The 23,683-nt window shown below is 70.1% G+C and carries 31 protein-coding genes and 1 tRNA gene; 17 read left to right on the forward strand and 15 right to left on the reverse strand.

What is annotated here, in order from left to right; all coding sequences use genetic code 11:
* Nucleotides 1–247: 247 nt before the first annotated feature.
* Nucleotides 248–463 carry a hypothetical protein gene (locus OG524_RS18960; RefSeq protein WP_361897722.1) on the forward strand — a complete coding sequence of 72 codons (216 nt, stop codon included), beginning with the start codon at nt 248–250 and terminating at the stop codon, nt 461–463.
* 330 nt (nt 464–793) lie between these two features.
* Here OG524_RS18960 and OG524_RS18965 read toward each other — a convergent pair whose 3' ends face one another.
* The 5 genes from OG524_RS18965 to OG524_RS18985 form a co-directional block, all read right to left on the reverse strand.
* Nucleotides 794–1,660, reverse strand: a complete 867-nt coding sequence (locus OG524_RS18965; protein WP_405389626.1) for an RNA polymerase sigma factor SigF — start codon at nt 1,658–1,660, stop codon at nt 794–796.
* Between the two features lie 234 nt (nt 1,661–1,894).
* Entirely contained in the window at nt 1,895–2,752 is an 858-nt protein-coding gene (locus tag OG524_RS18970; RefSeq protein WP_405389625.1) for an RNA polymerase sigma factor SigF, read from the reverse strand.
* A 186-nt stretch (nt 2,753–2,938) separates the two neighbouring features.
* Entirely contained in the window at nt 2,939–3,232 is a 294-nt protein-coding gene (locus OG524_RS18975; protein WP_405389624.1) for a Dabb family protein, read from the reverse strand.
* Nucleotides 3,233–3,242: 10 nt separating this feature from the next.
* Nucleotides 3,243–3,407, reverse strand: coding sequence for a hypothetical protein (locus OG524_RS18980; RefSeq protein WP_164494166.1), 165 nt, complete (start codon nt 3,405–3,407; stop codon nt 3,243–3,245).
* A 649-nt stretch (nt 3,408–4,056) separates the two neighbouring features.
* On the reverse strand, nt 4,057–4,866 hold the full coding sequence (locus OG524_RS18985) for a class I SAM-dependent methyltransferase (RefSeq protein ID WP_405811210.1): 810 nt from the start codon (nt 4,864–4,866) through the stop codon (nt 4,057–4,059).
* 60 nt (nt 4,867–4,926) lie between these two features.
* On the opposite strand from OG524_RS18985, the gene OG524_RS18990 reads away from it, so the two are divergent.
* From OG524_RS18990 to OG524_RS19060, 15 genes are all read left to right on the forward strand, one after another.
* The gene (locus OG524_RS18990; RefSeq protein WP_405811212.1) at nt 4,927–5,643 is read left to right on the forward strand and encodes a GntR family transcriptional regulator; all 717 of its coding nucleotides are present in this window, start codon (nt 4,927–4,929) and stop codon (nt 5,641–5,643) included.
* A gap of 608 nt (nt 5,644–6,251) precedes the next feature.
* Nucleotides 6,252–6,518 (forward strand): DUF6284 family protein, encoded by a 267-nt coding sequence (locus OG524_RS18995; RefSeq protein ID WP_405811214.1) that lies wholly within the window; start codon nt 6,252–6,254, stop codon nt 6,516–6,518.
* Complete coding sequence (locus OG524_RS19000; protein WP_405811215.1) at nt 6,515–7,366, forward strand: DUF2637 domain-containing protein; 852 nt, start codon at nt 6,515–6,517, stop codon at nt 7,364–7,366. Before OG524_RS18995 ends, OG524_RS19000 begins: the two co-directional genes overlap by 4 nt.
* Complete coding sequence (locus OG524_RS19005; RefSeq protein ID WP_405811217.1) at nt 7,366–7,695, forward strand: RRQRL motif-containing zinc-binding protein; 330 nt, start codon at nt 7,366–7,368, stop codon at nt 7,693–7,695. Before OG524_RS19000 ends, OG524_RS19005 begins: the two co-directional genes overlap by 1 nt.
* A 16-nt stretch (nt 7,696–7,711) precedes the next feature.
* The gene (locus OG524_RS19010) at nt 7,712–7,879 is read left to right on the forward strand and encodes a hypothetical protein (protein ID WP_405811218.1); all 168 of its coding nucleotides are present in this window, start codon (nt 7,712–7,714) and stop codon (nt 7,877–7,879) included.
* Nucleotides 7,880–7,975: 96 nt separating this feature from the next.
* The gene (locus OG524_RS19015) at nt 7,976–8,356 is read left to right on the forward strand and encodes a DUF6251 family protein (protein WP_405811220.1); all 381 of its coding nucleotides are present in this window, start codon (nt 7,976–7,978) and stop codon (nt 8,354–8,356) included.
* An 18-nt stretch (nt 8,357–8,374) separates the two neighbouring features.
* Complete coding sequence (locus OG524_RS19020) at nt 8,375–8,566, forward strand: hypothetical protein (protein ID WP_405811222.1); 192 nt, start codon at nt 8,375–8,377, stop codon at nt 8,564–8,566.
* 80 nt (nt 8,567–8,646) lie between these two features.
* On the forward strand, nt 8,647–8,973 hold the full coding sequence (locus OG524_RS19025; RefSeq protein WP_405811224.1) for a hypothetical protein: 327 nt from the start codon (nt 8,647–8,649) through the stop codon (nt 8,971–8,973).
* A gap of 87 nt (nt 8,974–9,060) precedes the next feature.
* Complete coding sequence (locus OG524_RS19030; RefSeq protein WP_405811226.1) at nt 9,061–11,202, forward strand: cell division protein FtsK; 2,142 nt, start codon at nt 9,061–9,063, stop codon at nt 11,200–11,202.
* 272 nt (nt 11,203–11,474) lie between these two features.
* Nucleotides 11,475–11,672: a hypothetical protein gene (locus OG524_RS19035; RefSeq protein WP_405811227.1), complete on the forward strand. Its 198-nt coding sequence runs from the start codon at nt 11,475–11,477 to the stop codon at nt 11,670–11,672.
* The gene (locus tag OG524_RS19040; protein ID WP_405811229.1) at nt 11,669–12,565 is read left to right on the forward strand and encodes a bifunctional DNA primase/polymerase; all 897 of its coding nucleotides are present in this window, start codon (nt 11,669–11,671) and stop codon (nt 12,563–12,565) included. The genes OG524_RS19035 and OG524_RS19040 overlap by 4 nt, the downstream gene beginning before the upstream one ends.
* Nucleotides 12,562–12,912, forward strand: a complete 351-nt coding sequence (locus tag OG524_RS19045; protein WP_405811231.1) for a hypothetical protein — start codon at nt 12,562–12,564, stop codon at nt 12,910–12,912. Before OG524_RS19040 ends, OG524_RS19045 begins: the two co-directional genes overlap by 4 nt.
* Nucleotides 12,909–14,114 (forward strand): DUF3631 domain-containing protein, encoded by a 1,206-nt coding sequence (locus OG524_RS19050; protein ID WP_405811233.1) that lies wholly within the window; start codon nt 12,909–12,911, stop codon nt 14,112–14,114. Before OG524_RS19045 ends, OG524_RS19050 begins: the two co-directional genes overlap by 4 nt.
* A 177-nt stretch (nt 14,115–14,291) precedes the next feature.
* Nucleotides 14,292–14,522 carry an excisionase family DNA-binding protein gene (locus tag OG524_RS19055; protein WP_405811235.1) on the forward strand — a complete coding sequence of 77 codons (231 nt, stop codon included), beginning with the start codon at nt 14,292–14,294 and terminating at the stop codon, nt 14,520–14,522.
* An 11-nt stretch (nt 14,523–14,533) separates the two neighbouring features.
* Nucleotides 14,534–15,814, forward strand: coding sequence for a tyrosine-type recombinase/integrase (locus tag OG524_RS19060; RefSeq protein ID WP_405811237.1), 1,281 nt, complete (start codon nt 14,534–14,536; stop codon nt 15,812–15,814).
* A gap of 66 nt (nt 15,815–15,880) precedes the next feature.
* On the opposite strand, the gene OG524_RS19065 is transcribed toward OG524_RS19060, so the two are convergent.
* The 4 genes from OG524_RS19065 to OG524_RS19080 all read right to left on the reverse strand — a co-directional run bounded on the left by OG524_RS19065 (nt 15,881) and on the right by OG524_RS19080 (nt 17,572).
* Nucleotides 15,881–15,965: transfer RNA gene (locus OG524_RS19065), tRNA-Ser, on the reverse strand.
* Nucleotides 15,966–16,043: 78 nt separating this feature from the next.
* Nucleotides 16,044–16,472 carry a tRNA adenosine(34) deaminase TadA gene (tadA, locus tag OG524_RS19070; RefSeq protein WP_405811239.1) on the reverse strand — a complete coding sequence of 143 codons (429 nt, stop codon included), beginning with the start codon at nt 16,470–16,472 and terminating at the stop codon, nt 16,044–16,046.
* A gap of 81 nt (nt 16,473–16,553) precedes the next feature.
* Nucleotides 16,554–17,117, reverse strand: coding sequence for a hypothetical protein (locus tag OG524_RS19075; protein ID WP_405393152.1), 564 nt, complete (start codon nt 17,115–17,117; stop codon nt 16,554–16,556).
* Nucleotides 17,118–17,335: 218 nt separating this feature from the next.
* On the reverse strand, nt 17,336–17,572 hold the full coding sequence (locus tag OG524_RS19080) for a hypothetical protein (protein ID WP_056793564.1): 237 nt from the start codon (nt 17,570–17,572) through the stop codon (nt 17,336–17,338).
* Nucleotides 17,573–17,687: 115 nt separating this feature from the next.
* Here OG524_RS19080 and upp point away from each other — a divergent pair, with 115 nt between their 5' ends.
* Entirely contained in the window at nt 17,688–18,323 is a 636-nt protein-coding gene (gene upp / locus OG524_RS19085; RefSeq protein WP_403213893.1) for a uracil phosphoribosyltransferase, read from the forward strand.
* Nucleotides 18,324–18,347: 24 nt separating this feature from the next.
* Here upp and OG524_RS19090 read toward each other — a convergent pair whose 3' ends face one another.
* The 6 genes from OG524_RS19090 to OG524_RS19115 all read right to left on the reverse strand — a co-directional run bounded on the left by OG524_RS19090 (nt 18,348) and on the right by OG524_RS19115 (nt 23,597).
* Complete coding sequence (locus OG524_RS19090) at nt 18,348–18,947, reverse strand: LytR C-terminal domain-containing protein (protein ID WP_405393151.1); 600 nt, start codon at nt 18,945–18,947, stop codon at nt 18,348–18,350.
* 142 nt (nt 18,948–19,089) lie between these two features.
* Nucleotides 19,090–19,386: a type II toxin-antitoxin system VapB family antitoxin gene (locus tag OG524_RS19095; protein ID WP_003955420.1), complete on the reverse strand. Its 297-nt coding sequence runs from the start codon at nt 19,384–19,386 to the stop codon at nt 19,090–19,092.
* A gap of 200 nt (nt 19,387–19,586) precedes the next feature.
* Nucleotides 19,587–21,110, reverse strand: coding sequence for a M28 family metallopeptidase (locus tag OG524_RS19100; protein ID WP_405389622.1), 1,524 nt, complete (start codon nt 21,108–21,110; stop codon nt 19,587–19,589).
* A 128-nt stretch (nt 21,111–21,238) separates the two neighbouring features.
* On the reverse strand, nt 21,239–21,850 hold the full coding sequence (locus OG524_RS19105) for an HhH-GPD-type base excision DNA repair protein (RefSeq protein ID WP_405389621.1): 612 nt from the start codon (nt 21,848–21,850) through the stop codon (nt 21,239–21,241).
* A gap of 75 nt (nt 21,851–21,925) precedes the next feature.
* Nucleotides 21,926–23,161: an RNA polymerase sigma factor gene (locus OG524_RS19110; RefSeq protein WP_405811242.1), complete on the reverse strand. Its 1,236-nt coding sequence runs from the start codon at nt 23,159–23,161 to the stop codon at nt 21,926–21,928.
* 25 nt (nt 23,162–23,186) lie between these two features.
* Nucleotides 23,187–23,597 carry a YciI family protein gene (locus tag OG524_RS19115; RefSeq protein WP_405389619.1) on the reverse strand — a complete coding sequence of 137 codons (411 nt, stop codon included), beginning with the start codon at nt 23,595–23,597 and terminating at the stop codon, nt 23,187–23,189.
* Between the last annotated feature and the right edge of the window lie 86 nt (nt 23,598–23,683).

Below are 23,683 nucleotides of genomic sequence, written 5' to 3' on the forward strand. Positions count from 1 at the left end.
TCCGTTGGCTTCCGGTCAAGCGCGCAGCGCACAGGGGGTGACCTGCGCCGGATGTGTTCCCGAGCACAGGGCGGGGGCGCGCGGGCGCGGGTCCGCGAAGGGGGCGACGGCGTGCGGGGCAGGTCCGTGGAGACGCTGCGGAGCGCTTCCGCCGACAGGTGAAGAGCCCGTGGACGGCTCGGACGGGCATCGCCCGCCGTGGACCCGGGGGTTGGGCCGTTCCGCCGAGTTCGCTAGTGTCCGGGCCATGGCACATAACCCCCACGCCCCTCAGCCGGGCCCCGAGGGCACTCACGACCCGGCGGGCAGCACGCAGATGTTCCGCGCGTTCGTCGACGACGGCGAGCCGCAGCGCAGGCAGCAGCCGGCCGCGACCTCGTCCGGACCGAAGACCGGGGTGATCGTGGCCGTCGTCGCGGTCATCGTCGTCCTCGGCGCGGTCGCCTGGCTCGCACTCGGCTGACCGAGCTCACGTCCCCGTCACGCCCACTCCTACGGCGGTGAAGCCCCGGGCCCGCACGTCGGCGGCCCCGGACCCGCCAGGTGTCCGCCCACGCGGCGCACGCCGTCCTCCGCAGCCGCTCCGCACCGGGACCCGGTGCGGAGCGGCTGCGTCGGCTCCAGGGGCTGCCTGCCACGTCCGGGCCCGCGGGCGTGCCGCCGGTCCGCCCGCGCACGCCAAGGCCGCCGGTGCGGTGATCGAGGTGCCCCGGCGGCCGGTGGAGCTGTGTGTCCGGCGTTCCGTCACACCCGGCCGGATGTGACGGGACGTCATCGGTGACCCGTGGCCGGGTCAGTCGGCGATGAGACCTTCCCTGAGCTGGGTGAGTGTCCGCGTCAGCAGCCGTGAGACGTGCATCTGGGAGATGCCGACCTCCTCGCCGATCTGCGACTGGGTCATGTTGGCGAAGAAGCGCAGCATGATGATCTGCCGCTCGCGAGGGGCGAGTCTGGCCAGCAGCGGCTTCAGGGACTCGCGGTACTCGACGCCTTCCAGCGCCGCGTCCTCGTACCCCAGACGGTCCGCCAGCGAGCCCTCGCCGCCGTCGTCCTCGGGGGACGGGGAGTCCAGCGACGAGGCCGTGTAGGCGTTGCCGACGGCCAGGCCGTCGACCACGTCCTCCTCGGAGACCCCGAGCGCCTTGGCCAGCTCCGGCACGGTCGGCGAGCGGTCGAGCTTCTGGGCGAGCTCGTCGCTGGTCTTGGTGAGGGCCAGCCGCAGCTCCTGCAGCCGGCGAGGAACCCGCACCGACCACGAGGTGTCGCGGAAGAAGCGCTTGATCTCCCCCACGACGGTCGGCATCGCGAACGTGGGGAACTCCACGCCCCGTTCGCAGTCGAAGCGGTCGATCGCCTTGATCAGGCCGATCGTCCCGACCTGGACGATGTCCTCCATCGGTTCGTTACGGCTCCGGAACCGCGCCGCCGCGTACCGCACGAGCGGGAGGTTGAGCTCGATGAGTGTGTCCCGCACATAGGCCCGCTCGGGGCTGTCCGTTCCGTCGGGGCCCGAAGCGGGACCCAGCGCGGCGAGCCGCAGGAACAGGGAGCGGGACAGGGTTCGGGTGTCGATGGCTTCCGACGAGCTGGTGAGCACGGCAGGTGCTGGTGCGCTCTTCGTGAGCGTGAGCACCTTCGAGCTGCCCTGTTCTGCGGACATGCCACCCCCTTGAGGTCGCGGACGATCGCGGTGGCCACGACCATCGGAGGAACGCAGCCTCCACCTGAATACCGGAGGTAGGGCTGCGGCAAACGCGGTTCCAGCAGAATGTCACATGTCGGCAACACGCTGTAGTGACATGTCGACAACCAAGCGCTGAAACCGTGCAGGAAACAGGGGGTGTGCGGCTTTTACGCCTCCGGAACCTGTCTGCGTGGGATCTACCCGTTCCGGTTACGCCTCGATCCTGTTTGCGGATCGCAGGCGGGCGAAACTTCTGGCCAGCAGCCTTGACACATGCATCTGGGAGACACCCAGTTCGGCGCTGATCTGGCTCTGTGTCAGGTTGTTGTAGTAGCGCAGCAGCAGGATCCGCTGTTCGCGCTCGGGCAGTTGGACGAGCAGATGCCGTACGAGGTCGCGGTGTTCGACCCCGGCCAGTGCCGGGTCCTCGTAGCCGAGCCGGTCCAGGAGCCCGGGCAGCCCGTCGCCCTCCTGGGCCGCTTCCAGGGAGGTGGCGTGGTACGAGCGGCCCGCCTCGATGCAGGCGAGGACCTCGTGCTCGGAGATCTTCAGCCGCTCGGCGATCTCACCGGTGGTCGGTGAGCGGCCGTGAGCGGTCGTCAGGTCCTCGGTGGCGCCGGTGACCTGGACCCAGAGCTCGTGCAGCCTGCGCGGCACGTGCACGGTCCGTACGTTGTCCCGGAAGTAGCGCTTGATCTCGCCGACCACGGTGGGCATCGCGAACGTCGGGAACTGGACGCCGCGTTCCGGGTCGAAGCGGTCGATGGCGTTGATCAGGCCGATGGTGCCGACCTGGACGACGTCCTCCATCGGCTCGTTGCGGCTGCGGAACCGGGCCGCGGCGTACCGCACGAGCGGCAGGTTCGCCTCGATGAGGGCGGTGCGCACCCTGCGGTGTTCCGGGGTGCCGGGTTCGAGGCCCTTGAGCCGGCCGAACAGCACCTGGGTGAGCGCCCTGGTGTCCGCGCCCCGGGTCCTGGCGGGCACGGTGGGGTCGGGCGTCTCGGTCTGGATGTCGTCGGTCTGGACGTTCTGGGGCGGGACTTGAGGCGCTGTACTGGCCGGCACGGTGTCGCCACCCCTTTGCGGTCAACTACGGTCAACTCATCCGTCAAAAGCGGTCATAGCATCACAAGACATGTCCACTGTGTGCAAGCACCGTATAGGGTCGTGTTGAGGGCAATTCGGTTTAAACATGCCGAAAAGCCCCTCTCCTGAGCGGGAGGGGCCCACGGGACCGGAGTGCCGGACGCGTCAGAAGGGGTAGTCGGCAATCACCCAAGTGGCGAACGCGCGCCACTGGCCGGCCGCGGCCTGGTGGGCCGGGTGCTCGATGTAGCGCTTCAGGGAGTCCTCGTCCGCGACCGCGGAGTTGATGGCGAAGTCGTACGCGACCGGCCGGTCGGTGATGTTCCAGGCGCACTCCCAGAACTCCAGCTCGGGAATCTTCCCGCCGAGCTCCCGGAAGGCCTCCGCCCCCGCCACGACCCGCGGATCGTCCCGTTCGACGCCGTCGTTCAGCTTGAACAGGACCAGGTGGCGGATCATGGGGGTTCTCCTACTTCACGAGCTCGGACATGAAGTCCCCGACACCCTGTGCGGCGCTCGAAACGCCTTCGAATCCGACCTGGACGAGATCGGCGGCCCGGGCGGGGGACGTGATGATCGTGTACAGCACGAAGACCACAATCAAGTAGAGCGCGATCTTCTTCGCTTGCACCACAGCCCCGCCTCTCCCCTTCGATCACCTGTGCAGTCGGGTGATTCTAGCCGCACGGATGGCCGTATCCGGTGGCCGTTTCCGATCGCTGATGTGGCTTTTAGGGACCAAGGACCCGTTGATCCGGGCCCTTTGCCCCCGTGTGCGGCTTCTGCCGAGGAGGAGGATGGAGAGCGAGCCCGCGTATGTGGCAGAAATGCGCGGGCCGAGGGACAGGACCTCTCCGAGGTCCACGCCGCGAGACTTCCCCCTGACCGCGGCGAGGGCCCCTGGTCCCGTTCTCACCGGGGGAAGCGGCTTGTCCCCCCGATGCCGCTTCCCCCGACCTCGAACGCACGGTGCACGACCGCGGCCCCGGCTCACGGATCCCTGATCCCGAGCCGGGGCCGCGGTCATGTGCGCGGGGAACGCTCGAAGGGCCCGACGCGATGCGTCGGGCCCTTCGTAAGAGCGGTAGCGGAGGGATTTGAACCCTCGGTGAGTTTCCCCACACTCGCTTTCGAGGTCTGTTCCCACTGGTCAGCGCGTCATTCATCTCCGTTCGCGACCGTTCGGCGCCCGGCCGGGAAGCCTGCTCCGGACGCTCGTGAACGTCGGCGAACGGAGATGAATGAGACGGGAACTGAGACGGAGCGCCCTGTCTGCCAGGCCGTCATACGGGTGCGCGACCTACAGCCAGGAGGTGTGAGCTGGCTGCCAGAAGCTCCGGGTACGGCTCAGCCAACCTGGCTGCTGTAAGCGCAGAGGCGAACAGGTCGTCTGTCGGCCCGGATCCCGGCTGCTGTTCCACGGCTTTGAGGAGTGACCATGCCGGACCCTCGATGCCGAACACCTCGACATCGGTCAGTCCGGCCGCACGCATCTCCATGACGAGGTCTTCAGCGCGGTGGAAGTAGGCGAGCGTGAAGCCACGCTTTCCGTCATGGACTGCCGTACGGAGGATCGTCGAGATCGAAGCCTGCATGCGCTCGGTGTGCAGGTGAGCGTAGGCCACATGTTCAAACAGTGATGCGTACCGGTTGATCGCAGCAGCGGCCACGATGCCGCCCGGCTTCACCACGCGGCGGGCCTCGGAGAGCGCCGAATGACGGTCCTCCGGAGCTGGCAGGTGGTAGAGGGGGCCGAGCATCTGCACAGCGTCATAGGTCGCATCCGCTGCTTCGAGGTGGCGCGCGTCCCCGACCTCCGCTGTGCAAATCTTCGCGGCCTGTTCGACATGCCGGGTGATCGGGTCGATCAAGTTCACCCGGTATCCGTCCTCCACCAACCACTGCGCGTGAACTCCGGAGCCACCGCCGACGTCCAGCACATGCGCCGGTGCTGGAGGAAGGAACCGACGCAGGATTTCTTGCGTGCGGATCAGTTCGAGGCGCCCGTCTGCTGACGTTCGCAGCCGGGTGTCCTCATCAACCACCTGGGAGTAGAAGTGCTCGACCTCGGGCGCAAGCTCTGGGTTCGCCATATCGGCAGTATCCTGTGTACCGGTGGACCAGTCCAGCCACAGCCAGCGAAAAGGGGAGCCATGGCGCTGCTGAAGTACGAGGAGATCGCGGAATCTCTGCGCTCCCGCATTGCTGCGGGTGAGTTTGAGCCCGGCGCGACTCTGCCGTCCGGGCGCGACCTGGCGGAGCAATGGTCGGTGTCCCGGGCGAGCGTGGTCAAGGCCATGGATGTGCTGCGGAACGATGGCGTCGTAGAGGCTCGGCAGGGGACTGGGTTCATCGTCGCTGAGACCCCCGTTGCCCGGCCGGCGGGTAGCCGCCGGGCTGGCACGGCTCGTGTCGCCGGCGGGATGCCGTTCCTGCGGGTCGGGGTGCCCGACTGGGCTGCCCCACCTGAGCGGGTAGCGGCTGCCCTGGAACTGGAATCCGGGGTGGAAGTCCTGCGCCGCGTGCGCGTGCTGCAACTCCCCGACGGTGCGCCCCACAGCTACGTGACGGCATGGTTCCCGCCCGACGTGACCGACGTGTCCCCGCGGCTGGCCCAGACCGCGCCCATTGCGGAGGGCACGACGAGGTATGTACGCAGGCAGACCGGCCGGTACCCGGTGGAGGGCGAAGACGTGACCACGGTGCGGTTGGCGACGGACGAGGAACGCCAACACCTTGCCCTGGAAGGCGTGCAGGCAGTGGCTGTGGTCCGGCATACGGCCTACGACCAGAAGCGCCGGCCGCTGGTCTGCGAGGAAGGCGTCACGCCGGGCGCCCTCTTCGAGCAAGTGGACACGTACGCCATGTAGTGGAGCAGAAAAGTAGAGCTGGACCGGTCCGCCGGTCCAGCTTTTTTCTTTGCGGCAACAGGCCTCTTACCTGCTTGGATGCTTGACGGCGCGTCAGGAGGGGTGCGGCAGAGCTTGACTGGACCGGTCCACCGGTCCAGTCTATTGCTCAGGGCCGCAAGGCAACCGCCGAACTTGGTGGAGCTGCTGCGCCATGCCCCTCCAACAACTGCACAGCGTGATCCACCGCATCAGTACGGCCGTGACCGTTCCGGTTGAGGCGAGTGGAGACCAGCCGACCGAGAACCGGCCCCCTTCACCCCGGGGCCCACGCCCCCTGACCGGGGAACGCCATCGGCTCTAAGAACCGCACGGCACACCTTCGAAACTGCGACGACTTCCGGGATCTCGGACCTCCCCGGAACGAGCAGCGCCGCGCGACATCAGGAGAACCGAAGCACCAGCGCTCACGGTGCCCGGCATTCGGGCCCGCCTCTCTTCGGCGGGCGTCGGTGCCGGGTCGCCGCGGTCGCTCGTAGCCCGCGAACGACCCAGGCGGCACGAGGCCCCGGTGCGGACACACCGGGGCCTCTTTCGGGCCGTCCGACCCATGAAGGAGACAACGACCCATGAAGACCATCGCTGCACTTCAGGCCCTCGTTACGACCGCGTCACTCGACTTCGAGCCGTCGGCCGTTGAGCTGGACGCGATCGAGCTGGAGACCCCGCTGATCGAAGCGGAGATCAGCCTGCTGGACGCGGAAATCATCGCCATCGACCGGCCGGCCAGCGAGCTGGACGAGCGGCGTATCCGCCGGGCCCGCAACCGGGTGCTGGCCGCCCGCCGCGACCTGACCAACCGTGTTGGTGCGGTGCGGTCGGGCGGTGTCGCATGAACCGCAAGGGGAAGTTCCTCCTGGTTCTCGCGCTCGTCGGTGTGATCGGCGGTGCGTTCCGCGTCTCGTGGAACGCTCTGCGCGACATCGCCAAGGCGGTCGGTGCCGACGCAACGGGGGCGACCCTGTACCCGTTCGTGGTCGACGGCCTCATGGCGCTCGCCCTGGTTGCCACTCTGGTCCTGACCGATAAGGCGGACCGCCGGTTCGCGCTGCGGGTGCTGGCCGCGTACACGCTCGCCTCACTCGTCCTGAACTTCGTCCACGGCCTGGTCCCCCAGCTCCACGCAAAGGAAGTCGACTGGACCCGACTCGCCGAGTGGGGCCCCGCCAACTACGCCCTGGTCCTGCTCGCCACATCGCTGCCGGTCGGGTCGATCTACTTCGGGTCCGACCTCGTCGCGAAGGTCCTGCACCACCGACCGACCGAACCCGTGAATGCGGAGAAAACGTCAGAGATAACTGTAAATCGGTCTACCTCTGACCTGCGAGAGTCGACCCCCACCGAGGTGGCCCCGGTCGACACTCCGCCCGCTCTGCCCGCCCCGGTGTTGGTCGACCTCGTGAAGCCGGTCGAACCGGTGCAGGTTCGGGCGGTTGCCGCTGAGTCGGTCCGACCGCGTGCGGCGACCGGCCGCGTCCCGGACATTGCCCGGTCGGCCCGCCCGGTCCGCACGGCGGACGAACTGCTCGACGAGGCACGGTCGGCCACCGCCGACTGGCCGGTCGGCGAACTGACCGCCGAAGCCATCCGCAAGGCGGTCCGCACATCAGCCGCCAAGGCCCGCGTACTGCGCGAGACCCTGCGCGCCGAGCGGACTGCCGGAGCGGATGAGGCGGCGGCCTGATGGGCGGGCTGCCTACCTACCGGTGGCGCCTGGCACCGGACGGCTACGCCACCCGCCGCCAACTCCGTGCCCTCGGGCTGCGGCCGGGCGGTCAGGACGTAGCCGCCGAACTCCAGCGGCCCCGCCGACGTCGCGGCCCGCTGGTCGCCTACCTCTACCGCATCGACCGGGCCAAACCGGTCCGCCCGATGACCCCGGGCCGCCGCGCCGCTCTCGCCAAAGCGATGACCGCGCGCCGCACCTGCCCTAGCTGCCGACGTGACGCCGGGTACTGCATCCCGCGCTCCCTCGGCATGTGCGTGCCCTGCTCCGACACCCCGACCGCCTGACTCAGGAGACAACCCCATGTTCGGACGCAACACCGCCTCGCAGACCGCCGCCATCGTCACCGCGGCCAGCGACAAGAACAAGAAGGTCGCCAAGAAGCAGGCCGAGGCCGCCGCCGACCAGCTGTCCACCGCCGAACTCCTCGCCGTACAGGCACAGCTGCTCCGTGAGACCGGCCGCCGCTGAACCCAATCCCCGCCCCGGACCCGGCGTGATGCCGGGCCGGATCGGATCCGGCCCGGGGCACTCCCGCACCACCGCCTTGCCCATGGAAGGAATCGCATGGACCAGCACCTGCCCGCACCGCGGGCGGTCACCGTCGTCCAGCTCCCGGACGGCACCTACTCCTACGCCGATGCCGCCTACCTGCCTGCCCAGCAGGCGCCGCAGCAGATCGTGCAGCACATCCACCAGGCCCCGCCGGACCGCACGGTCCAGCGCATCGCGCTCGGCTCCGGCGTCGGCGCCGGAGCGGTCGCCGCAGGCGTGTACTTCGGGCCGCTGCTGGTCGGTGTTCTCACCGCGATCGCCGCGAACCTGGCCCTGCTCGCGTTCCTCGCCGCGGTCATGGCCTGGGGCGTCGTCACCGTCGTGAAGTCGATCGGCGGCTCGGAAGGCAAAGCCGCTGCGAAGTCCGTGAGCCGTTCCCGGCGCCGTCGCTGACCCGAAGGAGGAACCCTCATGTCGTTCAAGGCAGGTGACAAGGTGCAGATCGTCTCGTGTGAGGACGACCCGCGTGCGGCCGGCAGGACCGGCCGGATCGTCGACGAAGTACCGCCCGGTCCACTGACCGAGGGCCGGTGGACGGTGCACCGGATCAGTTTCCTGATCGGCCCCGTCCTGTGCCACACCCACGAGCTACGGCCCGCCTGACGGTCCCCTGTCCGTCCGGTCTCGTACCGGGCGGGCGGAGGACCGGACAGTCCGGCCCGCACCGCCGAGGAGGCACCGCTGTGCACAGCTACACCCGAGCCGAGTCCCGTGAGCGCCGCCGCCTGTTCCTGAAGGGCGCTCACCAGTCGATCGGCGACAACCTCGACCCCAGGGTCACCGCCCGGATCCACGCCATCGACGCGACCGCGGCCGAGCGCGGGGCCCGTGAACTGGCCGCCCTGGAGCGGCAGGCCGACACGGCCCGCGACACCGTCGCCACCGCCAAAGCCGCCGTCAAGGCATGCGGCTGGGGCCCGGACCGCTCCGCCGCCCGGGATGCGCTGCGGGAGGCGGAGAAGAACCTCCGCCGTGCCGAGCGCGCCTACCACCGCGCCGCCCAGTCCTAGCGCTCCCACGGGGCGGCCGTCACCCGGCCAGGCAGACCGGCCGCCCCGTGCCCCTGACCACTCAACCGAGCAGCAGGAGTAACCAGCATGACCGAGATTCTCGCCGACCCGCTCGGCACCCACCCCGCTCCTACTCTCACCCTTGTCAAGGACCCCACCGACCCGGAACCGGCCGTCGTCGACCCGTTGCTGCCGGTTGTTGAGGCGGTCGACCGGGCCGACAACCCGCTGGCCGACTGGCTGTCCGTCCCCGACGCCCCGGTCCTGCCCGCCTGGGCCCGCTCCGCCGCCTCGATCAAGGCCAACGTGGCCGCTTTCGTGCGCCTGACGTGGTGGCACACGCAGTACCACGGGTTCCGGGTGCCGAAGTATCTGGTCAAGACGGTGCTGCTGGCCGCCCGCGGGTTCTTCCGGGCAACCATGGGACTGTGGCCGACCCTGTCCGCGCAGGACCACACCGCCACGGTGAAGGCCCTGCGGGCACAGGTGAAGGTCAAGCCCGAGGACGTCGACCTGGCGGCCCGGTTGCAGATGGCGCACTTCGAGCGGACCCGGACCCGCCGGTGGCGCTTCGGCGCCGCCGCCGCAGGTGTGGCCGCCGCCGCTGTCGGGGTCATGCTGGCCGATCCGATACTGCAAGCAGGGATCGCCGGGGCCGTCGTCACCCCGCTCGCCTACCTGGGCCGGGGCAAGGAGACCCACCTGCTGGACCAGGGTGCTCCGCCGCTGCGGGTGGACATGTCCGCGCAGCAGCTCAACGACGCGCTGCGGGCGGCCGGCCTCCTGAAAAGCGGCCGTGCCGGGGACGACGAGAAGGACGCTCCCCGGGTGTCTTGCTCGATGGGTCCGGTCCGTGACGGCCGTGGCTGGGCCGTGATCTTCGACCTCCCCCGGGGCGGCGGCAAGACCGCCTCCGACGTGCTCGCGAAGCGGGAAGTCATCGCCCAGGAACTCGGTGTCGACGAGATCCAGGTCATCATGTCCCGCGTCCGCGCGGCCAAGGGCGGCAACGCCGGCCGCGTCAGCATGTGGGTCGCCGACGACGACCCCTACCTCGGCAAGCCGAACCCGTCCCCGTTCGCCACGGCGGAAAGGTTCTCCATCTGGGACCCGATCCCGTTCGGGCAGGACGCCCGGGGCAACCGCATCGAAGTCCCCGTCATGTGGCAGTCGATGTTCTTCGGCGGCCTGCCCCGCCGGGGCAAGACGTTCACGCAGCGTCTGATGACGGCGGCCGGTCTGCTAGACGCCTACGTGCGGCACTACGTCGCCGATGGCAAGGGCGGTGCGGACTGGATGCCGATGCGGGCCGTCGCCCACCGTCTGGTCATGGGCGCCGAGGACGACGCGATCGAAGCACTCAAGGCCATGCTGGCTGAGCTGCTGGTGGAGATGGAGCGCCGCTTCGCGATCCTGCGGGAGCTGCCCACGTCTATCTGCCCCGAGGGCAAGCTCACCCCTGAGATCGTCCAGCGGTACAACCTGCCGGTCATCTTCGTGACCGTCGACGAACTGCAGGAGTACTTCACCGCGATGGAACGCGAGGACCGCGAGCAGGTCATCAACGACCTGTGCCGCATCGCACGGCGCGGCCCGGCCGCCGGGTTCGTGTCCAACTTCGCCTCCCAGCGCCCCGACGCGGACAGTGTGCCTACCAAGCTGCGGGAGATCATCACCCTGCGGTACTCGACACAGGTGGTGGACCGAGCCAGCAGTGACATGGTGCTGGGCAAGGGCAAGGCCGCCCAGGGAGCCGACGCTTCCGTCCTGTCCGAGGACCACGTCGGCACCGGTGTTCTCGTCACTGGGCCCGCGTCCTACGTCACCGTCCGCGCGGACTACCTCGACGGCACCGGGTTCGCCCTGCTCTGCCAGAAGGGCCGCGCGCTGCGGCAGGCGGCTGGACAGCTCACCGGGGACGCGGCCGGAGACGTAACGGCCGCCGCCGACGCGTCGGGGGTCAAGCTCGCCCCGATCCTGTCGGACGCGCTGGAAGTGATGCGGCACTCCCCGCGCATGTTCACCACGGACCTGCTCGCCGGTCTCGTCAACCTCGACGAGGACGTCTACGGCGACTTCAACGCGGAGAAGCTCGCCGCCGAACTCGAAGCGGCCGGCGTGAAGCGCACCAGCAAGCAGGTCAAGATCTCCGGCGCCAACGGGGCCGGATACCAGCGCCGCGACATCGAAGCGGCCGTCCCCGCCGAAATCCTCCTCGCCCACGGGTAGAGGGGGACCCCACTACCCAACCCCCACCGGACACCCCGTTCCGTCCCCGTCGGCACTGTTCGGCAGGGGCCCGGAAGTAGAGGGGGCCCTTTACCCCGGTAGAGGGGCAGGTAAGGGCCCCTGACCTGCGAGGTAAGGCGGGTAGAGGGGGGTGCAGGCCACCTGCTTACACCCCGCCGTAGCCCTGTTTCAACGCCGAGAGCGGCCCCCGTCTCGCCAAAGTCTGGGGCCGCTCTCGTCTGCCAGCACTCATCGAACTGGAGACACCCATCATGACCCAGCTCGCCCCCATCAAGGCAGCCGAACAGGCCGTCGTCATCGAGGCCGCCCGCGCGTACGTCGCGGGCATCGGCGTCATCGACATGACCAACGCGGGCACGCTCGCCGGTCACCTCATGGCCGCCGAAACGCTCCTGATGAAGGTCGTCGCGGCGTTCGAGGAGCCCACGGACGGGACGGCCGCAGCATGAGCACTCATCTCCTGACCGCCGCCCTGGTCGCTGCCGAGCGCGGGTGGCACGTCTTCCCGCTCCGTCCGGCCGACAAGCGGCCCGCCCTCCACGGTGAGTCCGTCTGCCCCCTGATCGGGGACTGCGCGGGGGGTCACCGCAAGTGGGAGGACCGGGCCACCACCGACCCGGACCGTATCCGCCGGGCCTGGGCCGATCGCCCGTTCAACATCGGCCTGGCGACCGGTCCGTCGGGGCTGGTCGTCGTCGACCTCGACATGCCCAAGCGCAAGACGAACAGCAGCACGGACACGCCTTGCGGCGTGACGACCTTCCAAGCGCTCTGCGAGCGCGCCGGACAGGCCGTGCCCGCCACCTACCGGACCCGGACCGCGAGCGGTGGCCACCACCTCTACTTCACCACCCCGCCCGGGGCCCGGCTGGCGAACAGTGCGGGCAGGCTCGGCAAGCTCATCGACACCCGCGCCCACGGCGGATACGTCGTCGCCGCCGGAAGCTTCACCGCCACCGGCCCGTACACCGTCACCGACCCCACACCGCCCGCCCTGCTCCCGGAATGGCTGTACGCCCTCTTGGCGCCCCGTCAGCCCTCGCGGGGGCTGATGGCTGTGGCGTCGTCGCCCAAGGCGTCCCGGTACGCGGCAGCCGCGCTCAGGGCTGAAACCGCGACCGTGCGAGCCGCTCAGGAGGGAGAGCGCGACTGGACGTTGTTGTCGGCTGCGCGAGCCCTGGGGCGGTTCATCTCGTGGGGCGACCTTCCCCGATCGGTGGTCGAGGAGGCTCTTCAGGAGGCGGGGGAGGCGGCTGGCCTGTCATCTCGCCAGTGCCGCTCGACCGTGCGCAGCGGTCTGAACTGGTCCATCGCACGCAACCCGCAGCGGAGGACGGCATGAGCACCCCTCCCCGCTCCGCCTTGAAGAGCCTTCCGGCGACCACCACCAACCCCGGCATCGCCGAACCGGCCCCCGCCGGATCCGGCAGTGGTGCGCCGAAGGTCGTCGCCGAAGGCGTCCCCACTGCTGTTCGTTCTGACCAGCACACCGGAGACGGCCGCTACCCCATCGCCTGGCTGACCATCACCGCTCCGCGTGGCGCGGTGCCGACCGTGACCAGCGTCTGCGAGTGCGGCCGTAACCGGTTCGCCGCCGGACACCACAAGGCACTCGCCCTCATCGAAGACCACACCTACCACCGCACCCACTGCCCGCTGCGCACCGACCAGGAAGGCATCGCCGCATGAACGCGACACCGACCGCCCCGCCCATCGACGGCGCCGCCCTCCTCGCCGAAGTGGAGACCTTCCACCGCCGGTTCAACGTGTTCCCCCGCGAGGCCGCCTACGTCGCCGTCGCCCTCTGGGACGCGCACGCCCACCTGCTCGACGCGTTCGACTCCACCCCGCGACTCGCGTTCCTCTCCCCGGAACCGGGCTCCGGAAAGTCCCGGGCCCTGGAAGTCGTGGAGACCCTCGTGCCGCGCCCGATGCTGGCGGTGAACGCGCGGGCCGCCGCCCTCTTCCGGTCCGTCTCCGACCCGGCCGGACGGCCCACGATCCTCTTCGACGAGATCGATACCGTCTTCGGCCCCAAAGCCGGGGACAACGAAGAACTCCGCGGCTTTCTGAACGCCGGACACCGACGCTCCGGAGTCACCTACCGGTGCGTCGGCGACGGAGGGAATCAGACGGTCGTGGAGTTCCCCTCCTACACCGCCGTTTCCGTCGCGGGGCTCGGCTACCTGCCGGACACGATCACCACCCGATCCGTCATCATCCGCATGCGGCGCCGCGCGAGGAACGAAAAGGTCGAGCCGTTCCGGGCACGGCTGCACGAGGCGCAGGGCAACGAGCTGCGGGACCGGCTCGCCCAGTGGGCCGAGCAGGTCCGTGAAGACGTCGCGGGCAGGTGGCCCGAGATGCCCGAAGGCGTCACCGACCGGCCCGCGGACGTGTGGGAACCCCTGCTCGCCGTCGCGGACGCGGCCGGAGGCGACTGGCCCGAGCGCGCCCGCACCGCGTGCATGGAGCTGGTCAACGCGGCGCGGGCCGACGACAAGGGCAGTGTCGGCATCCGGCTGCTGACCGACCTGCGGGACCACGTCATGGCGGGCATCGACCGCATGCCGACCGTCGCCATCCTGGACCGGCTGTGCGCGCTGGACGAAGCCCCGTGGGCGGACATGAGCGGCCGGCCGCTCGACTCCCGGGGCCTGGCCAAGATGCTCGGGGAGTACATGACCACCGAGAACACCCCGGTCAAGGCACGCAACATCAAGTCCGCCGGGGCCGTCCTCAAGGGCTACTACTCAGCCGACCTCCACGACGCGTGGCAGCGGTACTGCCCCCCACCCCCCTCAGGAGCCGCTACCTCCGCTACCTCCGCTACCGCGCAGGTCAGCGGCCCGGAAACGGTAGCGGCAGAGCTCTTCCCGTCCGCTACCTGAGCGCTACCCGCTACCGGCCCCGCGCCCACCATCGGGCGGGGCCGGTAGCGGATCCATCCGCTACCGCTACCTCATCCGCTACCTCGATCATGCCCCTGACCAGGGCGGTAGCGGAGGTAGCGGAGGTAGCGGACCTGACAGGAAGGGGCCCCGGGCCCCTCGCTGCCCCAGGAAGGCATGCCAATGAGCACCGCCACACACCTCGTTGATCCGACGCTGGCGCTCCTCACCGTCGAGGAGGCCGCGCGCCGTCTCGGTATCGGCCGAACGCTCTGCTTTCACCTCATCGGTTCCGGTCAGCTCGAATCCGTACCGGTCGGACGGCTGCGGAGGGTTCCGGCCGATGCCGTGCACGACTACGTCACCAAGCTCCGTCAGGCCAATAGGGCCGCTAGCACTGTCGCCTGAGAGGCCAAAGCATGGAAGAGAACGCGAAGCGCACCCGTCAGGCCAACGGCCGGTCATCGATCTACCTCGGTAAGGACGGAAAGTGGCACGGCCGCGTCACCGTCGGCGTTCGTGATGACGGCAAGCCTGACCGGCGGCACGTCGAGCGCAAGACGCGCGCTGAGGCGACCAAGGCCGTCAAGGAACTGGAACAGCAGCGCGAGGCCAAGACCCTGCGGAAGCCCGGCCGCGGCTGGACCGTGGCCACGTGGCTGACGCACTGGGTGGAGGAAATCGCCCCGCTCGGGGTCAACGAGAACACGATGGTCGGCTACGGGGTCGCGGTCAGGAAGCACCTGGTCCCCGGCCTCGGAGCGCACAAGCTCGACAAGCTCAGGCCCGAGCACATCGAAAGCCTCTACGGCCGGATGATGGCGGCCGGGAGCAAGCCCGGCACCGCCCACCAGGTCCACCGCACCTTCCGCACCGCCCTCAATGAGGCGGTGCGGCGCGGGCACCTCGGTCAAAACCCTGTGCGGCTGGCCAAGGCGCCACGGGTGCGGGAGGAAGAGGTTGAGCCGTTCACTCTCGAAGAGGTACAGCGGTTGCTTCGGGCCGCCGACGACCGGCGAAACTCCGCCCGCTGGGCCGTCGCTCTCGCACTCGGCTTGCGGCAGGGGGAAGCGCTCGGGCTGAAGTGGACGGACGTGGACCTCGGGCGCGGCGTCCTGATGGTCCGGCGTAGTCGACGCCGACCGCAGTACGCCCATGGCTGTGCCGACGAAAAGGCCTGCGACCGTAAGGCCGGGTACTGCCCGCAGCGACAGCGCACCAACCCGGAAACGGCAGACACCAAGTCACGCGCCGGCCGTCGGGCGGTCGGCCTTCCGCAGCAGCTCGTGGACCTCCTGCGGACCCACCGGAAACGGCAGGATGCCGAGCGGGTCGCCGTCGGGGATCGCTGGACGGAAGAGGGCTGGCTCTTCGCCACGGAGACCGGCCGCGGCACATCACCCCGTACGGACTACGACGACTGGAAGGAACTTCTCCAAGCCGCGAAGGTACGGGACGGCCGCCTGCACGACGCCCGCCACACCGCCGCGACGGTGCTGCTGATTCTCGGGGTATCGGAGCGGGCGGTCATGGGACTGATGGGCTGGTCGACCACCGCAATGGCTGCCCGCTATCAGCACATGGTCGACACCGTTCGGACCAACGTCGCGGAACAGGTCGACGGGTTCCTCTGGCAGAGCGAGACGGCCCGCCGCGACGATGACGACGGCGCGGCCGGAGCTCTCGTACCGGCCAACTGAGACGGAAACTGAGACGGAACGCAGTGAAGGGACCGACCCAAACGGGTCGGTCCCTTCATCTACCTGCGGTAGCGGAGGGATTTGAACCCTCGGTGAGTTTCCCCACACTCGCTTTCGAGGCGAGCTCCTTCGGCCGCTCGGACACGCTACCGAGAGAGAGCTTAGACCATTCCCGGCCCAGGTTCGAAATCGGTTTCCCGGTGGTCGGCCGGTGTGTGCCCGGGAGGTGTCAGCGCTCGCGGAAGAACGCCGTCAGCAAGGCCGCGCAGGCGTCCTCCAGGACGCCGTGGATCACTTCGGGGCGGTGGTTGAGCCTGCGGTCCCGTACGACGTCCCAGAGCGAGCCTGCGGCGCCGGCCTTCTCGTCCCGTGCCCCGTAGACCACCCGGCCGATCCGGGATTGCACGAGAGCGCCCGCGCACATCGTGCAGGGCTCCAGGGTGACCACCAGCGTGCAGTCGGTCAGCCGCCAGGCGCCGAGTGCGGCGGCGGCGCGGCGCAGCGCGAGCACCTCCGCGTGCGCCGTCGGGTCACTGGTCGCCTCGCGCTCGTTGTGGCCGGTGGCGAGCAGTGTGCCGTCCGGGCCGAGGACAACGGCGCCGACCGGCACATCGCCGGCCGACGCCGCCTGCGCTGCCTCGTCGAGGGCTCGGCGCATGGGTGCCTGCCACGGGTCCCGTACGGGATCGGGGGAAGGCGGTGAGGAGGGTGGGGGTGGTGGCGCGTTCACCCGCGGACCCTAACGGACGGACTCCAGGACCTCGGCCGCGCCCAGCGCGTCCGCGATCTCCACCAGCGCGTCGGTGCGCAGGGTCAGCAACTCCTTCCCGGACAGCCCGAGGTCGGCGAGGATCCCGAGTTCGCCGATCGGCCCCGCCGGTACGGCGTCGGGGTCGTGGTCCAGGTCGAGGTCGGTCACGGCGGGGGCGGCCCGGCCGTCGGCGCCGTCATCGGCGTCGTCCTCCGTTCCGTCGAGGTCGACGAGCTCCTCCAGTGCGGCGATCTCGTCCTCGGCCCCCGGTTCGCGGCCGAGCAGTTCATCGGTGAGCAGGATCTCCCCGTACGAGGAGCGGGCGGCGGCGGACGCGTCCGAGATGTAGATACGGGGGTCCTCCTCACCGTCCACCCGGATGACGCCGAACCAGGCGTCCTCCTGCTCGATGTAGACCAGGACCGTGTCCTCGTCCATCGAGGCCTCACGGGCCAGATCCGTCAGGTCGGACAGGGTTTCCACATCGTCGAGCTCTGTATCGCTCGCTTCCCACCCGTCTTCGGTGCGCGCGAGCAGTGCGGCGAAGTACACCGTGACTCTCCCACTGGTCATAGGTGAATCGGTCCGACGGGAGGGAAGCCGGTCATCCGACTGCCCTGGGCCCCGCCCAATCGGCATCGTGGCAGAAACGAGCGCGATGCGAGACCTCTTCGACCGTTGCGTCGGCCATCAGTTCCCTGAGCGCCTTCTCGCGGGGGCTCCTCCCGAGCTTCTCGGGAGGCCGGTCCGGCGGTGCCGGCGGACGGGGGTCACCAGCGGAATGTGCGCATCCGCATCTGTTGGCGCATACGGGCCGCGCGGGCGCGGCGCGGCTGGACCCGGTCGCGGAGCTGCTTCGCCTCGTGGAGCTCACGGAGGAACTGCGCCCGGCGCCTCCGGCGCGCCGCGTCACTCTCCTGCGCGTCCGGCACGTTCTCCCGCGCGTCGGGCAGGTCGCGCGCGTCGCGTGCGGCCTGCCGCTGATTCCGCTGTTCCCCGTCGGGCAATCGACACACCACCCCAAGCCTGGGTCCGTATGCCCCCACCTTCCCCCCGAACAGATGGTTGATGCCAGCGCAGACTGGCGGGAACCCCTTCCGGGGCCCGGCTACTGTGGACGTCATGCGGATCCACGTCGTCGACCACCCGCTGGTGGCGCACAAACTCACCACGCTGCGCGACAAGCGCACCGACTCCCCGACCTTCCGGCGGCTCGCCGACGAGCTGGTCACCCTCCTCGCGTACGAGGCCACCAGGGATGTGCGGACCGAGCAGGTCGACATCGAGACCCCGGTGACGCCCACGACCGGTGTGAAGCTGTCGTACCCCCGGCCGCTCGTCGTCCCGATCCTGCGCGCCGGTCTCGGCATGCTGGACGGCATGGTGCGGCTGCTCCCGACCGCCGAGGTCGGCTTCCTGGGCATGATCCGCAACGAGGAGACCCTCCAGGCGGAGACGTACGCGACGCGGATGCCCGAGGACCTCTCCGGCCGTCAGGTCTACGTCCTGGACCCGATGCTGGCCACCGGCGGCACGCTCGTCGCGGCCATCCGGGAACTGATCAAGCGCGGGGCGGACGACGTCACCGCGGTCGTGCTGCTCGCGGCGCCCGAGGGCGTCGAGGTGATGGAGCGCGAGCTGGCCGGTGCGCCGGTCACGGTGGTCACCGCCTCGGTCGACGAGCGGCTCAACGAGAACGGCTACATCGTGCCGGGGCTCGGCGACGCCGGTGACCGGATGTACGGCACCGCCGACTGACGGCGCCGTACGGGTCGGCGGGGGTCAGCAGGAGGACGACGGCGCCGGGGCCGGCTTCGTCAGCGCCGTGAGCGCCGAGGCCGCCGCCGCGGGCGTGCTGAACGTCTTGAACTTCGTGCCGATGATCAGATCGACGTCCGTGGTCCTGCGGGCGTCGGTCTTCTGCACGGCCCCGGGAAGCTGTGTGGCCAGCACCGGGAACGAGCCGTTCGCGGCCGTCGGCGCGCCGAGCAGCAGTCCGGTGCCGGGCACCTTCTTGTCGTACGCGGCCGGGGCGTTGTCCACCTTGCCGATGACGAAGCCGCGCTTCTTCAGCTCGTCCGCCGCGGCCTTGGCGAGCCCGCTGCGGGGCGTCGCGTTGTAGATGTTGACCTTGATCGTCGCCGGTCGGGGGAGTGCCTTGACGGGGGTCGTCGCCTTCGGGGAGGGGCAGGCCTTCGCGCGGTCGGCGGCGTTGGCCTGCTTGTCGCCCCCGGTGAAGACGTCGATGAGCTGGAGCGTGCCCCATCCGGCGAGGCCGAGGGCCGTCACGGCGGCGATCGCCGAAAGGACCAGCTTGCGGCGGTGACGCGGGCGGCGCATACGCGGGTAGGTGTTTCCCGTGATGCGGTACTTTCCGCCCATGCCGGGTGGGGTCAGCATGCTCATGGGCGCAGCGTAGTGCGACCTGGTGATGATGCCTACTAAACGATCAACAGATGGCACCCGTACGCGCATAAAAGCACCCGAAAGGCCCGAAATGGTCCACGGGTGGGAGTGGCGCGGGTCAGCCGAGTTCGAGAACGCGCGCGTGCAGCACCTGGCGCTGCTGCAGGGCGGCGCGTACGGCGCGGTGCAGCCCGTCCTCGAGGTAGAGGTCGCCCTGCCACTTCACGACGTGGGCGAACAGGTCGCCGTAGAACGTGGAGTCCTCGGCGAGCAGGGTTTCGAGGTCCAGCTGGCCCTTGGTGGTCACCAGCTGGTCGAGGCGGACCGGGCGCGGCGCGACATCCGCCCACTGCCGGGTGCTTTCCCGGCCGTGGTCAGGATATGGCCGCCCATTTCCGATGCGCTTGAAGATCACACGGAAAGCCTACCGGGCAAGGGCCTCCGGGCGCAGCCATGGGACGGGACTGCAATGCCGGGCAAATTACCGTCAATCACCAGAAAACAGGACAGGGGCTGTCATGGGTGGTGCCCGGGACCCGCTGCCTCGGTCGTCCCTCACGCCGCGGGCGGTGAGCGGAGCACTCCGCCCGCGGCGTGAGGGACGTACCGGTTCCGTTACTCGGTGACGCCGTGCGCGTGGCCCTCACGCAGTCCGCCGCCGCTGCCGGGCTCACCGGTGGTGGGGGCGGCCGGGACCGGGCGGGTCAGGGAGCGCAGGTCGAAGGCATAGGTGCCGACGGCGTTCGCGATCACGTCGATGTTGGTGTCGAAGTGCGCCATGTCGACGTTGTCCAGGTCGTCGCAGGCCGCGTGGTAGCACGGGTCGTACGCGACGCCGGCCGTTCCGCCGAACGTCTTGGCCTGGTCGGCCGTCTTGATGCCCTCGGCGCCCGTGTCCGTACCGCCGGACGGGATGCCGACCTCGATGAACGGCCCGTAGTCGGAGCGTCCGGTGAAGTCCGTGCCGGTGTGCGGCTTGTCCTTCCGGTCCAGGAAGTCGGTGATGTCGCGCTCGAGTTGGGCCGATCCCTCGGGGCCGGGGCCCTCGCCCACGTTGTCGGAGTTGTCGCCGTCGAAGACGAACTGCGCGCCGTTCGGCGAGGCGATCATGTCGAAGTTGAGGTACAGCGCGACCTGCTTGCGCTGTGCCTCGGAGAGCTTCGCGACGTACGCCTCCGAGCCGAGCAGCCCGTTCTCCTCCGCGGACCACCAGGCGAACCGCACCTTGTTGGCGGGCTGCTTGTGGGACTCGGCGAGTTCCAGGGCGACTTCGAGGAGACCGGCCGAGCCGGAGCCGTTGTCGTTGATGCCGGGGCCGTCGGTGACCGAGTCCAGGTGCGCGCCGAGCATGACCGTCTTCGCCGCGTTGCCGCGGCGGGTCTCCGCGACGACGTTGCGGGTGGTGCGCTCCTCCTGGAGCTCGCGGATCTCGAAGGAGACCGTCACCTCGCCCGCGGCCAGGTCGGCGACGAGCTTCTCGCCCTCCGCCCGGGTGAGCCCGCCGGTGGGTATCTTCCCCGACGCGACGTCCCCGAGGGTGCCGGAGAGCACGCCCTCGGTGTTGTTGTAGATCACCGCACCGGCCGCGCCCGCGGTTCCGGCCGCCGCCTGCTTCTCGGCGAAGGAGCAGCCGCCGCGCTTGATCAGCGCGATCTTGCCGGTGAAGGCCGCGGAGGCGTAGTCGGCGGCCTCGCAGCCGGTGGTGTCGTCGACGGGGACGGCGACGAGTGCCGCCCGGATACCGCCCGCCTCGGTGGACTTCGTGTACGTCATCGCCTTGATGTCGACGTCACGGGGCGTGGGTGAGACCACGGAGAGCTTCTCGGCGAGGGTCTCGGTGTAGACGAAGTCGAACGACTGGTAGTCGACCTTGTAGCCGGCCTTCTGGAGCAGCCGGTAGACGTAGGCGGCGGAGGCGTCGTGGCCGAGCGAACCGGCCGCGCGGTGGCCCTCCGCCGAGTCGGCTATCGCCTGGAAGCGCTGCAGATGCCGGTACGCGTCCTTGGCGGAGGAGTCGCGTACGAGCTGCCGCGACAGCTTCGCGGCGTCCTTGGCCGGGTCGTGCGGGGCGTGTCCGTGGTGCGGGGACGCGGCGATGAGGAGAGGTGTGGCCAGGGCGGTGGCAGCCACAACAGCCATGGCTCTGCGACGAGTTGCGTGCACAGGGGTCCTTCCGGTGTGAACTGATGTGCGGGAAAGCTAGCGAGCGGGGCCGGTCCCTGTGAACCCTGGGACCGGCCGCGGCCGGTTGTGTGGCCCGTTCGTGATCATTTGGTCCGGCCCGCAGCCTTGGCCGCCGCCTTCGCCTGCTGCTTGTACGCCCGTACCTCGGCGAGCGAGTCGGGCCCGGTGATGTCGGCCACCGAGCGGTGCGAGCCCGCCTCGCCGTACGGCCCGGCGGCCTCCCGCCACCCCGTGGGGCGCACGCCGAACTGCTTGCCGAGCAGTGCCAGGAAGATCTGCGCCTTCTGGGTGCCGAAGCCGGGCAGCGCGTTGAGCCGTTTCAACAGCTCGGCGCCGGTCGGGGCGTCCGCCCAGACCGCGCTCGCCTCCCCGTCGTACTCTGCCACCAGGTACTGGCAGAGTTGCTGCACCCGTCTGGCCATGGAACCGGGATAGCGGTGCAGCGCGGGTTTCGTGGTGAAGAGTCCGGTGAACGCCTCCGGGTCGTACGCGGCGATCTCCTGGGCGTCCAGATCGTCCGACCCCATGCGCCCGGCCAGGGTGAAGGGTCCGGTGAAGGCCCATTCCATCGGTACCTGCTGGTCCAGCAGCATGCCTACGAGGGCGGCCAGCGGACTGCGTCCCAGGAGCTCGTCCGCCTCCGGCTGCTGGGCGATCCGCACGGTGCGGTCCTTGCCGTTGTCGCTCTTGGTCATGTCTTCGATGATCGCGAGGGCGGCGGGGTTCGGCGACTCGATGCCGCCTTCCCGGCGGTGGGTGAAGCCGCGCCGTCAGGGGAGCATCCGGGCCGCGCGCGTCCGCAGATAGCGGGCCTCGGGTGCGCTGAGCGTGCCGGCCGCCGCCTGCAGATAGGCGGCGCGCGCCGCCTCGCGGTCCCCGGCCCGCTCCAGCAGATGGGCCCGTACGGCATCCAGCCGGTGGTGCCCCGCCAGCCGGTCCTCCAGGTCCTCCAGTGCCGCGAGCCCCGCCCTGGGGCCCCGCACCATGGCGAGCGCCACCGCCCGGCTCAGCTCGGCCATCGGTTCGGGGGCGCGGCTCACGAGGACGTCGTACAGGGCCAGGATCTGGCGCCAGTCGGTGTCCTCGGGGCGGTCCGCCTCGTCGTGCAGCGCCGCGATCGCCGCCTGCAGCTGGTAGGCACCGGCGGGGCCCTCGGACAGTGCCTCCTCGACGAGGGCCGTGCCCTCGTCGATGGCGGCCCTGTCCCAGCGGGTGCGGTCCTGCTCGTCGAGAGGGATCAGTTCGCCGTGCGGTCCGGTGCGGGCGGCGCTGCGGGCCTCGGTGAGCAGCATCAGGGCCAGCAGGCCGGTGACCCGGCCCTCCCTGGGCAGCAGCCCGCGTACGGAACGGGTCAGGCGGATGGCCTCGCGGGCGAGGTCCGCACGGTGCAGCGTGCTGCCGGACGAGGCCGTGTACCCCTCGTTGAAGATCAGGTAGAGCACCTGGAGCACGGCGCTGAGCCGCAGGTCGCGGTCGGCCTGCCCCGGCTGCCGGAACGGCACGCCCCGCACCTTCTGCTTGGCCCGGCTGATCCGCTGCGCCATCGTCGCCTCGGGCACCAGGTGGGCCCGGGCGATCTCGGCCGTGGTGAGACCGCCGACGGCGCGCAGGGTGAGCGCGATCTGGGCGGTGGGGGTCAGTTCCGGATGGCAGCAGAGGAAGAGCAGGGTGAGGGTGTCGTCCTCGGACGGCGCCCGGCTCTCCCCGGGCGGCGGGGCGGTGAACGCGTCGCGCGGGGTGAGCGCCGCCGCGGTCTGCTCGCGCCGGTGCCGTGCGGAGTCGCTGCGCAGCTGGTCGGTCAGCCGCCGGGACGCGACTCTGATGAGCCAGCCGCGCGGATTGTCCGGCACCCCCTGCCCGGGCCACTGCTGTGCCGCCGCCAGGAGTGCTTCCTGTACGGAGTCCTCGGCCGCGTCGAAGTGTCCGTACCGGCGCACGAGCGCGCCGAGGACCTGCGGCGCGTGCCGGCGCAGCAGGTCCTCGATGTCCGTCGTCGTGCGCCTCAACCGTCACCTCCGGCCAGGTGGTTCCTCAGGCGTCGGGGCACGAGTCCATCGGGCGGATCACCACGGGGTACTCGGGGGCGCCCTCGGGCTGCGGACAGAGCGCGATGCGCGCCGCGATCTCGGTCACCCGCTCCAGGCTCGCGCAGTCGAGCACCCAGTACCCGGCGAGCACCTCCTTGGTCTCGCCGTACGGGCCGTCGGAGATCACCGGCTGGCCGTCGGCGCCCGCGTTCACGAAGCGGGCCCGCGCGGGCTCGGCCAGCCCGTTGCCCTCGACCATCTCGCCGGACTCCGCGAGGTCGTTGTTGATCCCCTGCATGAAGGCGAACATCGCCTTCACGTCCTTCTCGTTCCAGGCCGGGCTGCCCGCGGACGCCTTGCCGCTCATGGCCTCGTAGTCGGCCTGCGATCCCTGCACCATCACGAGGTACTTCATGATCCGCTCCTTCGTCGGCTGTGCCGCCCCTCATGGGCAACTCTCACAGGGGACGTCGGAGCCCGGGGCGGGTTCTCGACACCACG

It is taken from the genome of Streptomyces sp. NBC_01520 (assembly GCF_045040375.1).
Taxonomy (GTDB): Bacteria; Actinomycetota; Actinomycetes; order Streptomycetales; family Streptomycetaceae; genus Streptomyces.

What these genes read in the sequence shown, in the direction of transcription:
- OG524_RS19010 (WP_405811218.1), top strand. Translation starts at nt 7,712, where the DNA reads ATGTTCGGACGCAACACCGCCTCGCAGACCGCCGCCATCGTCACCGCG.
- upp (WP_403213893.1), top strand. Translation starts at nt 17,688, where the DNA reads ATGCGGATCCACGTCGTCGACCACCCGCTGGTGGCGCACAAACTCACC.
- OG524_RS19055 (WP_405811235.1), top strand. Translation starts at nt 14,292, where the DNA reads ATGCCAATGAGCACCGCCACACACCTCGTTGATCCGACGCTGGCGCTC.
- OG524_RS19005 (WP_405811217.1), top strand. Translation starts at nt 7,366, where the DNA reads ATGGGCGGGCTGCCTACCTACCGGTGGCGCCTGGCACCGGACGGCTAC.
- OG524_RS18995 (WP_405811214.1), top strand. Translation starts at nt 6,252, where the DNA reads ATGAAGACCATCGCTGCACTTCAGGCCCTCGTTACGACCGCGTCACTC.
- OG524_RS19105 (WP_405389621.1), bottom strand. Translation starts at nt 21,850, where the DNA reads ATGACCAAGAGCGACAACGGCAAGGACCGCACCGTGCGGATCGCCCAG.
- OG524_RS19040 (WP_405811229.1), top strand. Translation starts at nt 11,669, where the DNA reads ATGAGCACTCATCTCCTGACCGCCGCCCTGGTCGCTGCCGAGCGCGGG.
- OG524_RS18965 (WP_405389626.1), bottom strand. Translation starts at nt 1,660, where the DNA reads ATGTCCGCAGAACAGGGCAGCTCGAAGGTGCTCACGCTCACGAAGAGC.
- OG524_RS18975 (WP_405389624.1), bottom strand. Translation starts at nt 3,232, where the DNA reads ATGATCCGCCACCTGGTCCTGTTCAAGCTGAACGACGGCGTCGAACGG.
- OG524_RS19090 (WP_405393151.1), bottom strand. Translation starts at nt 18,947, where the DNA reads ATGGGCGGAAAGTACCGCATCACGGGAAACACCTACCCGCGTATGCGC.
- OG524_RS19115 (WP_405389619.1), bottom strand. Translation starts at nt 23,597, where the DNA reads ATGAAGTACCTCGTGATGGTGCAGGGATCGCAGGCCGACTACGAGGCC.
- OG524_RS19100 (WP_405389622.1), bottom strand. Translation starts at nt 21,110, where the DNA reads ATGGCTGTTGTGGCTGCCACCGCCCTGGCCACACCTCTCCTCATCGCC.
- OG524_RS19015 (WP_405811220.1), top strand. Translation starts at nt 7,976, where the DNA reads ATGGACCAGCACCTGCCCGCACCGCGGGCGGTCACCGTCGTCCAGCTC.
- OG524_RS18990 (WP_405811212.1), top strand. Translation starts at nt 4,927, where the DNA reads ATGGCGCTGCTGAAGTACGAGGAGATCGCGGAATCTCTGCGCTCCCGC.
- OG524_RS18985 (WP_405811210.1), bottom strand. Translation starts at nt 4,866, where the DNA reads ATGGCGAACCCAGAGCTTGCGCCCGAGGTCGAGCACTTCTACTCCCAG.
- OG524_RS19020 (WP_405811222.1), top strand. Translation starts at nt 8,375, where the DNA reads ATGTCGTTCAAGGCAGGTGACAAGGTGCAGATCGTCTCGTGTGAGGAC.
- OG524_RS19000 (WP_405811215.1), top strand. Translation starts at nt 6,515, where the DNA reads ATGAACCGCAAGGGGAAGTTCCTCCTGGTTCTCGCGCTCGTCGGTGTG.
- OG524_RS19035 (WP_405811227.1), top strand. Translation starts at nt 11,475, where the DNA reads ATGACCCAGCTCGCCCCCATCAAGGCAGCCGAACAGGCCGTCGTCATC.
- tadA (WP_405811239.1), bottom strand. Translation starts at nt 16,472, where the DNA reads ATGCGCCGAGCCCTCGACGAGGCAGCGCAGGCGGCGTCGGCCGGCGAT.
- OG524_RS19030 (WP_405811226.1), top strand. Translation starts at nt 9,061, where the DNA reads ATGACCGAGATTCTCGCCGACCCGCTCGGCACCCACCCCGCTCCTACT.
- OG524_RS19045 (WP_405811231.1), top strand. Translation starts at nt 12,562, where the DNA reads ATGAGCACCCCTCCCCGCTCCGCCTTGAAGAGCCTTCCGGCGACCACC.
- OG524_RS18960 (WP_361897722.1), top strand. Translation starts at nt 248, where the DNA reads ATGGCACATAACCCCCACGCCCCTCAGCCGGGCCCCGAGGGCACTCAC.
- OG524_RS19060 (WP_405811237.1), top strand. Translation starts at nt 14,534, where the DNA reads ATGGAAGAGAACGCGAAGCGCACCCGTCAGGCCAACGGCCGGTCATCG.
- OG524_RS19050 (WP_405811233.1), top strand. Translation starts at nt 12,909, where the DNA reads ATGAACGCGACACCGACCGCCCCGCCCATCGACGGCGCCGCCCTCCTC.